Raw genomic sequence first — 12908 nt, forward strand, 5'->3', positions numbered from 1 at the left:
TAAGAACTTTTTTAGCATTTCAAATTTCAATTAGCGACTGAAAATTGCGAGTCGTAGAGGTTTTTGTAATATCCGTCGACTTTATTCAGCAATTCCTGATGCGTTCCCTGCTCAACGATTAACCCCTTATCCATTACCACAATCTTATCTGCATTTACAATTGTCGCCAATCTATGTGCGATAATAATCGAAGTTCTTCCTTTGGTAATCGTTTCTGTCGCACGCTGGATCAATTCTTCAGAATACGTATCTATAGACGATGTTGCCTCATCCAAAATCAAAATACTCGGATTACTCACATATGATCTTAAAAACGCAATTAATTGACGTTGTCCGGATGAAAGCATCACACCACGTTCCTTAACATCAAAATCATAATTATCCGGCAAACTCATGATAAAATCGTGTACGCCAATTTTCTTTGCTGCATCGAGCACTTTGTCGCGCGTAATTTCGGGATTATGCAAAGTAATGTTGTTGTAAATCGTATCGGCAAACAAAAATACATCCTGTAAAACCACCGCAATTTGTTTTCGTAACGAAGCCAGTGTATAGTTCTCTATATTATGACCATCAATAAATATAGTTCCGCTATTGATCTCGTAAAAACGATTCAGCAAATTGATGATTGTTGATTTTCCTGCGCCTGTAGAACCTACAATAGCCACCGTTTGTCCTGAAGCCACAGATAAGTCGATACCTTTTATCACTTCCTCTTCCGGGATGTAACTAAAACGAACATCCTTAAATTCGATACTTCCGTCAAAAACAGGAGCTTCAAGCGTTCCCGTATCCTGAATATGATCCTGCGTATCTATAATATCAAAAACACGATTGGCAGCAATCATTCCCAATTGCATCTCGTTGAATTTATCCGCAATCTGGCGCAATGGGTTAAACAACATACCAATAAACATTGTGTAGGAGAATAAATCACCAAAAGTAGTAAAATGATCGCCGTTCAAGATTTTAAATCCACCATAAACTACCACTAAACCTAAAGTAATCGAAGAAATAATATCGGCAATCGGGAAAAAGATCGAGTTATATAAAATCGTTTTTATCCACGCCACCCTGTGTTTATCGTTGATGACTTTAAAATTATCAGCTTCAATTTTCTCACGGTTAAAAAGCTGTACAATCTTCATTCCCGTAACACGTTCCTGTACAAATGAGTTCATGTTGGCAATTTGTGTACGTACTTCCTCAAAAGCCACCTGCATTTTACGCTGAAAAATTCGGGTAATAAAAACCAGAATTGGCATTGCAACCACCACAATCCAGGTCAGTTTCCAGTTCATGTAAAACATAAAAATCAGCACTACCAGCATTTTCATCAAGTCGCTAATAATCATGAACAATCCCTGACTAAAAATACGCGCGATCGATTCAATGTCAGATACTGATCTGGTCACCAGTTGTCCCACCGGAACCAAATCAAAATATTTCATTCTAAAACTCAAAATATGCTTAAAGAGTTTCGTACGAATGTCTTTTACAATATCCTGACCTAGCCAGTTGGCCCAATACACAAAATAAAACTGAGAGAAAACTTCCATCAAAAGAACCACTCCCATCAATACAATGTACATCAGCAACCCTTCCTTATCATGTGTCTTGATATAGCCGTCGACCGTTTGTTTTAATAAATAGGGGCGAAGGGCTGCAAAAATCGATAAAGAAACTGCAAAAATAATAACGCCGTAATAGCGCCATTTATAAGGTTTAGTATATTTTAAAATTCGTTTGAATAATCCGGTATCAAATGCTTTTGCTTTCATTTATTTTTTTAAGCTTTAAGCTTTAGGCTTTAGGAGTTAAGCTTACTGCTTACTGCCTACAGCTTACAGCTATAAATAATCGTAATCAATTTCGGTTAAATATAATCCGTGTGCCGGCACCGAAAACCCGGCTTTTTCTCTGCTTTTACTGGCAATAATATTTTCAAAATCGGTTAGGGAAATTTTATGTAAACCAATATTGACCAAAGTGCCTACAATAGAGCGAACCATATTTCGTAAAAAACGATTTGCCGAAATAGTAAAAATCAGGTTCTTATTTTCTGTTTTCCAGTACGCCTCAAAAATCGTGCAATCAAATGTGTTTACATCTGTATTTACCTTCGAGAAACATTGAAAATCCGTATGATTCAGTAAGATTGTCGCGGCTTCATTCATCAAATCTACGTCTAATTTTTGATTAAAATACCAACTCAATTCCTGCAAAAATGGATTTTTAACAGTATTGATATGGTATTCATACGTTCTCTTTGTGGCATCAAATCGACAATGCGCTTCGTCCTGAACCAGAATAATATCAAAAATCGCAATGTCTTTTGGCAAATACGAATTCAGCTTATGTATTAAAGTCGGCACATCAATTTGAGTATCAAAATCAAAATGAGCATACATTTCCCTGGCATGAACACCAGTATCAGTTCTTCCGGCACCCATTGCATTGATAGGCGCATTTAGTAAAACCGAAAGGGCTTTGTTTAAAGTTTCCTGAACAGAAGAAGCGTTAGGCTGAAATTGCCATCCATGATAATGTGTTCCGTTATAGGCAAATTGAATAAAATATCTCATTTTTAAGGGACAGAGGTTCTGAGGTGCAAAGGTACAAAGATTTCTTTATAGGTTCAAAGTTGCAAAGGGACAAAGGTTTTTTACATTGTAAATCGTAGAGACGCACAGCATTGCGTCTAAGGTCTTTGTAGGTTCAAAGGTTCAAAGATGCAAAGGCATAAAGGTTTATGATATTGTAAATCCTAGATAGGCATAGTAATGTGTTTAAGATTTTGAAAAATTAGTTACGTTTCTACATTGATAAATCTCAAAGAAAACCTCTGCACCTTTGTTAGTACTTTGGGCCTTTGAACCTTTTTTTAGAAAAAAACCTTTGTATCTTTGCTCCCTTTGAAAAAAAAAACTTAGAACCTTAGTATCTTAGCAACTCAGCCACTTAGTAATGAAAAAAATCCTCCTCCTTTCCGACACTCATAGTCATATTGATGATACTATTTTAAAATATGTAAATCAGGCAGACGAAGTTTGGCATGCAGGAGATATTGGGGATCTGAATGTTACGGATACTATAAAAAAACTAAAACCTTTGCGTTGCGTCTACGGCAATATCGATGATGCACAAGCAAGACTAGAATTTCCGTTGCATAATCGTTTTTTATGCGAAAATGTTTCTGTTTGGATTACTCATATTGGGGGTTATCCCGGAAAATACAATCCGGCTATTAGAGAAGAAATGGCACTGAATCCGCCTAAATTGTTTATCTGTGGACATTCGCATATCTTAAAAGTAATATTCGATAAAAAAAATAATTTATTGCACATGAATCCCGGGGCGGCAGGAAAAAGTGGATTTCATCAGGTAAGAACCATGTTGAGATTTGTAATTGATGATGATAAAATAAAAGATCTCGAGATTGTAGAAATCGGCAAAAAATAATTTAATGAGGCAGCGGTATTTTTATCTTAATCGAAGTTCCTTCATTGGCTTTTGAAACAATTGATAAACTGACTTTGTATTTTTTAGTTAGGGCCCTAATCCGGTTCAGGCCAAAACCTTCGGCTTCGTTCAGTTTTTCGGTTTTAAAACCTTTTCTGTCATCATGTATCTTAATGATAAAATAATGGTTGTTTTCATATAACGTGATCTGACCTTTTTTGTGTCACCGTGCTTAATGATATTGCTGAATAATTCGGATACAACAAAATAGACCTTGATTTCGAATTTTTTGACTTTCCTGTCTGCAAATTTTGATTGTATCAATTCCTGCATTGATAATATTAAGCAATATTTTTTTGTTTGGTATTTTTTCTCTTGATCTTTTGCTTGAGTTTGTTGTTCTGGTAAAAGAAATAAAATAAAAAGAAAATAATGATAACCAGAACAGTAGATAGGCTAACTATTTTTTATTTCGCAATTGTTCAAGTTTTCCAACCTCAGTAAGTTTACTTTTCGAATTGCGTTATTATTGCTGTTTCTTTTGAAGAAATAGATTGGTTTTGCTGGCTAGATAAAGTGTTTCCGCTTACAATAGTGAATAAAAGCAACAATAGAAGAACTCTAATTAAAACATAACTCAAATGTGAATTTTTCAATAGATTTTCAATCTCTTAATACAACTAGGAGGTATTATTCGCAAAGCTATTAAAGATTATCTCCCGCACAGCATTACAAAATTATTCCAGCTCCTGATAAACTGCTTCGATGGCCTCTATGATATTTTCGCCTGCGCACTTTTTTGTGAGATATACTTTTGCTCCCAATTTCATTACCTCCTATATGATTTTTAAATCATCGTAACTAGACAAAATAATGACTTTGCACGGAAATTCCTTTTCACTAAACTCCTTTAATACTTCGATACCATCTTTTTTGGTTATACTGATATCCAGGACCAAAATGTCGGTATTGTCTTGAATGACATTATTATAGACAGTTGTACCGTCCAATGAATTGCCTACAACTTCAAAGTTATTTACCGTTTGCAGCAAATTGGTAAGACTATCAGTAAGTACTTTATGATTGTCAGCAAGAGATATCCTTAAGTTCCTGTGTTATGTTTTGGACTGAAAATTTAATTTATCAAAAATTATCCTACAGGATTATTTACTAGGCTTGTTTTAACGATTCCATCAAATTCATCAAAATGTAAGGTACAAAAAAACCCGAATTATACAATTCGGGTTCTCTTCGCACAAAAAACTTAAGTTTATAGGTTTATCTCAAACGATCTACAGATTTTACAAGATCTTCATCCTTCTTGATGGCCTTATTAGCTAAAACTAATAATACGATAGCAACAATTGGTAGAAACATCCCAATACCTTTCTCTGAAACAGCTAGTGTTTCTCCAGATAAATTTAGAGAACGATATACAAACAATCCTAATAAAATTAAATTTAATATTATATTCAGTCTGTTCATTACAAACTGATTTTGTCTTTTTTTATATGAAATAATACTAACAATAGTAAGCATAGTACTTAATCCAACTATTACATTATATATTGGATCTTGATTAAAGTAAAATAATGCTCCCCCTTTTAATGTCCATAACGGAATAAAAAGCATCAAAACACTTGTTGCAATAAACGTAAGAATTAAATAAACGGTTTGAATTCGTTGTATCATGGTGTAAAATTGTTTTACAAAAATATATTTTCTTTTTTTAAAATACTATTGTATGATTAAATTTTATTCGTATTATTGCATCATAATACCGTAAGCACTTCATACTGCGGTCAATCGAAAACTATTATCTACCTATCTTTTTACAGTATTCCGTTAAAATAATTAAATTCATAGAACATTCATGTTTGATATTTCTGCATTAAAAGAAATGAAGCTTTCTGAGCTTCAAGAAATAGCTAAGTTAGCTAAAACTATAAAGTTTACTGGTGTCAAAAAAGAGACCTTAATCAGTCAGATTTTAGCACATCAGCAAACCACTGTAGCACCGTCTCCTAGTGCTGTAACTGAAAAGGAAAATGTCGATGATAAGCCTAAAAGAGCAAGGATTGTTCCTGTGAAAAAAGCAGCTATTAGTAAAAATGCTCCAGTCTTAGAATTTGATACCATAGAGGAAACTGCGGAAAAAACAGAAACTCCTGTCGTTGTAAAACAAGCTCCGGCAGCAAAAATAACTTCATCAGCCAAAATTGCTCCTAAAGCCAAACAGGCACCAATAGCAAAAGCAGCTGCAGAAATTACGGAAGTAACAGAGGCTCCTGAAAATTCAGAAGTTCAGGAAACTCAGGAAAATGCGACAGTAGAGAAAAAAGGACCAAAAGTCGTAAAATTCAATAAATCAGCATACGAGAAAAAAGTCGCTTTGCAAAAAGAAAAAGAAGCCACAAAAGAAGCAATTCCGGAAGGCGAAGCTGTAGCAGAAACTTCAACTGCTGAAAAAACAGAAGCACCAATTGCAGTTAAAAAGGTCAATCCGAACCAAAATAAAAATCCAAACCAGAATCCAAACCAGAATCCAAACCCAAATCAAAATCCAAACCCGAATGCTAATCCAAATGCAAATGGTAACGGAAATGGGAATAACGGGAATCAAAATCCAAATCATAAAAACAAAAAGAATAATTTCAGAGATTCAGACTTTGAGTTTGACGGAATTATCGAAAGTGAAGGTGTTCTTGAAATGATGCCGGATGGTTATGGTTTTTTACGTTCATCAGATTATAATTATTTAGCCTCTCCGGATGATATTTATTTATCAACCTCACAAATCAGATTATTTGGTCTTAAGACCGGAGATACTGTAAAAGGAGTGGTTCGTCCTCCTAAAGAAGGCGAGAAGTTTTTCCCATTAGTTCGTGTACTTAAAATCAATGGTCACGATCCTCAGGTGGTTCGCGATAGAGTTTCTTTTGAGCACCTGACACCAGTTTTTCCTTCAGAAAAATTCAAATTAGCCGAAAAAGGCAGTTCAGTGTCAACCCGTATTATCGATTTATTTTCTCCAATAGGGAAAGGACAACGTGGTATGATTGTCGCTCAGCCTAAAACGGGTAAAACAATGTTATTAAAAGACATTGCAAATGCAATCGCAGCCAATCATCCTGAAGTTTATCTTATTGTTCTTTTGATCGATGAGCGTCCTGAGGAGGTTACAGATATGCAACGCAGCGTGCGTGGAGAAGTAATTGCTTCTACTTTTGACAGAGAACCACAAGAGCACGTAAAAATTGCAAATATCGTTCTTGAAAAAGCAAAACGTTTGGTAGAATGTGGTCACGATGTAGTGATTCTTTTAGATTCGATTACACGTTTGGCAAGAGCTTACAATACAGTTCAGCCTGCATCAGGAAAAGTATTAAGTGGTGGTGTTGATGCGAATGCATTACAAAAACCAAAACGTTTCTTTGGAGCAGCAAGAAATGTAGAAAACGGTGGTTCATTAAGTATCATTGCAACTGCATTGACAGAAACTGGTTCTAAAATGGATGAGGTAATCTTTGAAGAATTTAAAGGTACCGGTAACATGGAACTTCAGTTAGATCGTAAAATTGCCAACAAACGTATTTTCCCTGCAATCGATCTTACTTCGTCAAGTACACGTCGTGACGACTTATTATTAGACGAAAAAACATTACAAAGAATGTGGATCATGCGTAAATATCTATCAGATATGAACCCGGTAGAATCTATGGATTTTGTAAACGAGCGTTTCAAGAAAACAAGAAACAACGAAGAGTTTTTGATTTCTATGAATGACTAAGGAGAGGGACAAAGGTTCAAAGTTACAAAGGTTCTGAGGTTTTCTTTTTGGGATCTATAATATAAAAAAAGGGATGAGTTTTAAAAACTCATCCCTTTTTTGTTTTGGGAACTTGACAAAATGTATAGCTTTTTTTGTAAGTCAAGAAGTCTTCTCGATTCTACAAAGACGCATTGCTGTGCGTCTCTACCGTAAAACTTTTGCAAATCAGAAATTATCCATTTCGAAAAAAAAACTTTGTCCCTTTGAATCTTTGCTGCTTTGAGCCTTACTTCTTATCCACTACCGGTCTATTCTCTCTATTGGCTAAATCCCAGGCGATTGAAAAAGCTAGTTTTGTTCTTTTGGTTAAAGCATCGTACTCAATTTTTTCAGGTTCGTCGCCTTTTTGGTGGTAATCTTCGTGAACTCCGTTGAAGAAGAATACTGACGGAATACCATGTTTTGCAAAATTATAATGATCAGAACGCTCGTAAAAATGATTTGGATCTTTAGGATCATTAAATTTAAAATCTAAGTCTATTTTGGTGTATTTTTCGTTTTGAGCCACCACAATATTATGCAAATCACTTGATAATCTGTCGGCACCAATTACGTATACGTAGTTGTTTGTTTTAGCATGTTCTACATCGCGACGGCCAATCATATCGATATTAATATCTGCAATAGTATTAGCGATAGGAAACAATGGATTTTCAGAATAATAACGAGATCCGTGTAAACCATGCTCTTCGCCCGTTACGTGCAAAAATAAGATAGATCGTTTAGGTCCATGTCCTTGTTTCTTAGCTTTTGCAAAAGCTTTTGCCATTTCTATAACGGCTACTGTTCCTGATCCGTCATCATCGGCTCCGTTATAAATTTCGCCATTTTTGATACCTACATGATCGTAGTGAGCAGAAATAACCAATACTTCATCCGGCTTTTCAGAACCTTCAATATAAGCCCAGATATTCTCTGAATCCGGTAAGTTTTCGTTGCGTCTTGCATTTAGGAAAGCGGCAGGAATATGTTGGTAATAATCTGTTGCTCCTTTAGGAAACGAAACTCCACTTTTTTTGTATTGTTCGATCATATAGAGACCTGCTTTTTTCTGTCCCTTAGATCCTGTTTCGCGACCTTCCATTTCATCAGAAGCAATCACGTACAACATGGTTTTCAGGTCTTTTTCGCTAATCGCTTTTATGTATTTGCTAGGGTCCGAATTGTCTTTTGATGCAACAGATTGCATATTCTTACAAGAAAATGCAGTGCCAATTAATAATAGAACTATAATTTTTTTCATTTGATATTAGTGTAAATTGATGAATGTGAAAAGAATGTATAAACAAAGTAAAAATATAATAAAAAGTGAATTTATTATAAATAATAAGATACTTTTCACAAAAGAAACTATTCTGGATTCGCCATAAAACCGATGATGTGCAGGATAAAAATAGTATAACATCCAGATTGTTCCAACAAAAATTATGATTCCTGAGACATAAGATAAAGGACTGTTTTCTCCAAAGAGACCAAAAAAACGGTCTGAAATAAACATGATAAGAAAAATGAGCAATAGGAAAGAAAAATAATGGAGTGTGAAAATTCCGTGATCAAAATAATACCATTTTTTTTTGCTGTGGAAAAGCCACAAGAAAAAGGCAAAAAAGGGCATAATAATAAATAAAATTTTAGGAAGATTGTGAACGAAAGATTCTATGAATTTTTCATAAATCTCTTTTTTAGTATATTTTTCAGTGACATGTATTGCCTTTTCAGAAAACCAATAGCTAGAAGCATTAAGCTTTTCGTTTTCTTTTCCATATTTCTGAATAGAATCAATTTCTTTCATTGTTTTAAAATGGAAATACCTCTTATCTGTTTTCTTATTTACAGTCGCATCATTTTTAGAGATTTCTTCATTTAGGGCTTTTTCACTTTTTACAATTTTTTCATTCACATTGGATGGAAAAAGGGTAATTAATAAAAAAGTGATAAAACTGATAAAAATATAAAGGCGCACAGGAGCCAAATAGGATAATCTTTTTCCCGAAAGATATTCTTTAGTTAAAGAAGAAGGTTTAAATAAAAGATTTTTAATGGTACGCCAAAATGCATTTTCGTAATGCGTTAAATCTTCAAAGAAATGAATGAATAAATGATGAAAGGTTTTTCGTGAATCTGTGTTTTCCTGCCCACAGTTTGGGCAAAATTTTTGTTCTACAACGTGCCTGCAATTCAGACAGGTTTTGTCTTTTCTAATCGGACTGTGTGACATTGGTTATAAATTACTTTGGTTTTGGTTGTTATTTTTTTGCCCACGGATTTTGCCGTTTAAACGGGTTTGAGCTGATTTTTTTGCCACGAATTCACAAATTAACACGAATTAATTTTATATAGTCAGCGAAAATCAGCGAAAATCAGCGAAAATCTGTTGAAATCTGCGTTATCTGCGTGCTATTTTTTAGCCAAAAAATTTGAAAAATTATCTGCGTAAATCAGTTTCAATCCGTGTCATCCGTGGGCTATAATTATTTTTTTAATACTTCATTCAGGAAAAGTTGTAAATGCTCAAATGATCTTTTTGCTGCAACTGCATTGTATGCTGCGCCTTTTGAGTTGTCGTTTCCGGCTTCAGGATTAGTGAACGAGTGAACCGCATTGGCATAGTAAATCATTTGCCAATCGGCTTTTGAGTCACGCATTTCTTGTTGAAAAGCAGTAATTTCTTCCTTAGACTCAAACGGATCATCGGCACCATGGCAAACTAAAACTTTTGTAGTAATAGGTTCAACCGGACGGGCTGCATCTTTGCCCAGGCCTCCGTGAAACGAAACAACGCCTTTTAGATTCAAATGTCCGCGGGCAGCTTCAAGAACTCCGGTTCCTCCAAAACAGTACCCAATAGCTACAATGTTATCAGCATTTGCTCCTGATTTTACTAATTCTTTTAGGGCTGAATCAATACGTTTTTGATAGATTTCGTAATTTTTTTTGTAGTAACCGGCTTGTTTTCCGGCCTCGGCGGTATTTGTAGGATAGTTTCCTTCGCCGTAAATATCAGCGATAAAAACATTATAGCCAAGTTTAGATAAATTTTCGGCAATATCTTTAGACGCTTTATCGATTCCAAGCCAGGCCGGTAAAAGTAAAATACCCGGATTCTGGGTGCTTTTTTTAGCAGATTTTACAAACAAACCGTTTAACGTCTGAGAACCGTCTGTATATTTTACGGGTTTTAATTGTGCATTTATAGTGTTAGAAAACAGTATAGTAGCAAATAAAAGAAATGCTGAGTTTTTCATAGTGGTACAATTTTAAACAAATATCAGAAATATTATGTTACAAAAATATACCAGTAGTTATTTCTTATGAGGTTTTTGCAGGATGATTTCTAAGATAAAATCCATTGGTCAGAATGGTTTTATTACAATGTAATATTACGTTTAAAAGCGCATCCCAATTCAATAATAGAATCGGTTTTGGCGATACCTGGAATACTGTCGATTTTTTCGTAAAGAATTCTTCGCATGTGTTCATGATTGGTCGCAATAATCTTAATGTAAAGCGTGAAAGAACCGGTTACATAATAACATTCGGTAATTTCAGGAATATCTTTTAATGCTTCGATAATTCGATCTGAATCCGAATCTTTATTTAAGGTAATTCCGGTGAAAGAAGCCCAGTCATAACCAATTTTCTTTTCCTGAATAATGGGTTTTATACCGCTAATAACACCTTGCTCGATCATTCGATTAATACGCTGATGCACCATAGTGTTTGATATCTTTAAATTAGCAGCAATTGCAGAAAACGCCATTCGGCCATCTTTTTCTAATTCCTTGATGATGCTAATATCAAATTCGTCTAATATATCCATTATTTTAAATTGAGTTATTGTCTGTTTTTTATTCTTAATTATTGAATTGTATGTAGTCCCTAATTGGACAAAAAATCTATTCGGAATTGTTTGTTTTCTAACAATATTTAATATCTAGGAGATTATTCCGCTAGGAATAAAATGTTGGTAGAAAAAAAATAGTACCTCATTGAAATGTCCTGTTAGGGACTACACTACATTCTGAAAATAGCAATATTTTTCCAATTCATAAAAGTAATTATTTTTTTCAATAAACAAGAGAAAACTCTTTGTAAAGACAAGTCTATTTGATTTTTTTAAGGTTTAAAAATATTATTTTTGACTTTATAATTAGGTTTTTAAAGTCAAAATTGTAATTTTAGCACCCGTTAATGGATAAAATTTAATACTTTTGCACTTTAAAAGAAATTAATCATGATACAAACTGATAAATCAATTTCATCAAAATCAGAAGTTTTGATAGAAAAAGAAAATAAATATGGAGCTCATAATTACCATCCACTTCCTGTGGTGTTAGAAAGAGGAGAAGGTGTATACGTTTGGGATGTTGACGGAAAAAAATATTATGATTTTTTATCGGCTTATTCTGCGGTAAATCAAGGACATTGCCATCCTAAAATTGTAAAAGCAATGGTAGATCAGGCACAAAAGCTTACTTTGACTTCTCGTGCTTTTTACAACGATAAATTAGGAGATTACGAAGAGTTTGTAACGAAGTATTTTGGTTTTGATAAAGTTTTACCCATGAATACTGGGGCAGAAGCTGTTGAAACTGCCCTTAAAGTTTGTAGAAAATGGGCTTATGAAGTAAAAGGTATTGCGGAGAATCAGGCTCAGGTTATTGTTTGTGAGAATAATTTTCACGGAAGAACTACGACTATCATTTCATTTTCTAATGATGAAGGGGCTCGTAAAAATTTCGGACCATTTACTGAAGGATTTATAAAAATTGAATATGACAATCTTGAAGCTCTTGAAAAAGCTTTGGAATCGTCAAAAAATATAGCAGGATTTTTGGTTGAGCCAATTCAGGGCGAAGCTGGAGTTTATGTACCATCTGAAGGATATTTATCGAAAGCAAAAGCATTGTGTGAGAAACATAATGTTTTGTTTATTGCCGATGAAGTTCAGACCGGAATTGCACGTACTGGAAAATTATTAGCCGTACATCATGAAAATGTTCAACCTGATATTTTAATTTTAGGTAAAGCCATTTCTGGTGGAGTTTATCCGGTTTCGGCTGTTTTAGCAAACAACGAAATCATGAATGTGATCAGACCAGGACAACACGGATCGACTTTTGGCGGTAATCCTGTTGCTGCGGCTGTTGCTATTGCAGCACTTGAAGTGATTAAAGAAGAAAATCTGGCTGAAAATGCAGAACGTTTAGGAATTATTCTAAGAAAAGGTTTAAACGAGATTGCAGAAAGAAATAACTTAATCACACTAGTTCGTGGAAAAGGTTTACTGAATGCCATTGTAATTAATTGTGGTGAAGACTCAGATTTAGCCTGGGAGATTTGCTTAAAATTCAGAGATAATGGATTATTAGCAAAACCAACCCACGGGAATAAAATTAGATTAGCACCGCCATTGGTGATGACCGAAACTCAAATTCAGGAATGCCTTGAAATTATCGAGAAATCACTTAACGATTTTAGAGACTAAAATATCGATTAAATAATTCAAACTAAAAAAGCTGTTCAGAGATGAGCAGCTTTTTTGTTAAGTCATAGTCTCAGTTAAGAAACTGAAAACTGAGACCGAACACTCAGACTGAAAACTATTCTTCAC

11 protein-coding genes are annotated in these 12908 nt (G+C 34.4%); 3 read left to right on the top strand and 8 right to left on the bottom strand.

Annotated features, from left to right (window positions below; translation table 11 throughout):
- Positions 1 to 26: 26 nt before the first annotated feature.
- Entirely contained in the window at positions 27 to 1781 is a 1755-nt protein-coding gene (locus GIY83_RS02460) for an ABC transporter ATP-binding protein (protein ID WP_208684511.1), read from the bottom strand.
- Between the two features lie 69 nt (positions 1782 to 1850).
- Entirely contained in the window at positions 1851 to 2585 is a 735-nt protein-coding gene (gene truA, locus GIY83_RS02465) for a tRNA pseudouridine(38-40) synthase TruA (protein ID WP_208684513.1), read from the bottom strand.
- Positions 2586 to 2967: 382 nt separating this feature from the next.
- Between truA and GIY83_RS02470 the strand changes: the two genes are divergently transcribed.
- Entirely contained in the window at positions 2968 to 3462 is a 495-nt protein-coding gene (locus tag GIY83_RS02470) for a metallophosphoesterase (protein ID WP_208684515.1), read from the top strand.
- An 836-nt stretch (positions 3463 to 4298) separates the two neighbouring features.
- Here the strand turns inward: GIY83_RS02470 and GIY83_RS24835 are convergent.
- Together GIY83_RS24835 and GIY83_RS02480 are read right to left on the bottom strand one after the other, a co-directional pair.
- Entirely contained in the window at positions 4299 to 4514 is a 216-nt protein-coding gene (locus tag GIY83_RS24835; protein ID WP_229029191.1) for a response regulator, read from the bottom strand.
- A 226-nt stretch (positions 4515 to 4740) separates the two neighbouring features.
- Positions 4741 to 5154, bottom strand: a complete 414-nt coding sequence (locus tag GIY83_RS02480) for a DUF4293 domain-containing protein (protein ID WP_065450460.1) — start codon at positions 5152 to 5154, stop codon at positions 4741 to 4743.
- 181 nt (positions 5155 to 5335) lie between these two features.
- Between GIY83_RS02480 and rho the strand changes: the two genes are divergently transcribed.
- A complete protein-coding gene (rho, locus tag GIY83_RS02485; protein WP_208684517.1) occupies positions 5336 to 7252 on the top strand; it encodes a transcription termination factor Rho in 1917 nt (638 codons plus the stop codon).
- A 268-nt stretch (positions 7253 to 7520) separates the two neighbouring features.
- On the opposite strand, the gene GIY83_RS02490 is transcribed toward rho, so the two are convergent.
- The 4 genes from GIY83_RS02490 to GIY83_RS02505 form a co-directional block, all read right to left on the bottom strand.
- On the bottom strand, positions 7521 to 8537 hold the full coding sequence (locus tag GIY83_RS02490; protein ID WP_208684519.1) for a M28 family peptidase: 1017 nt from the start codon (positions 8535 to 8537) through the stop codon (positions 7521 to 7523).
- Between the two features lie 6 nt (positions 8538 to 8543).
- A complete protein-coding gene (locus GIY83_RS02495) occupies positions 8544 to 9512 on the bottom strand; it encodes a DUF3667 domain-containing protein (RefSeq protein WP_208684521.1) in 969 nt (322 codons plus the stop codon).
- A 253-nt stretch (positions 9513 to 9765) separates the two neighbouring features.
- Positions 9766 to 10539 (bottom strand): dienelactone hydrolase family protein, encoded by a 774-nt coding sequence (locus GIY83_RS02500; RefSeq protein WP_208684523.1) that lies wholly within the window; start codon positions 10537 to 10539, stop codon positions 9766 to 9768.
- A gap of 122 nt (positions 10540 to 10661) precedes the next feature.
- Positions 10662 to 11114 carry an Lrp/AsnC family transcriptional regulator gene (locus tag GIY83_RS02505; protein ID WP_208684525.1) on the bottom strand — a complete coding sequence of 151 codons (453 nt, stop codon included), beginning with the start codon at positions 11112 to 11114 and terminating at the stop codon, positions 10662 to 10664.
- A 414-nt stretch (positions 11115 to 11528) separates the two neighbouring features.
- Here GIY83_RS02505 and rocD point away from each other — a divergent pair, with 414 nt between their 5' ends.
- Positions 11529 to 12782, top strand: coding sequence for an ornithine--oxo-acid transaminase (rocD, locus tag GIY83_RS02510; protein WP_208684527.1), 1254 nt, complete (start codon positions 11529 to 11531; stop codon positions 12780 to 12782).
- Positions 12783 to 12908: the final 126 nt, after the last annotated feature.

This window comes from Flavobacterium sp. SLB02, assembly GCF_009664855.1.
Classification (GTDB): domain Bacteria; phylum Bacteroidota; class Bacteroidia; order Flavobacteriales; family Flavobacteriaceae; genus Flavobacterium.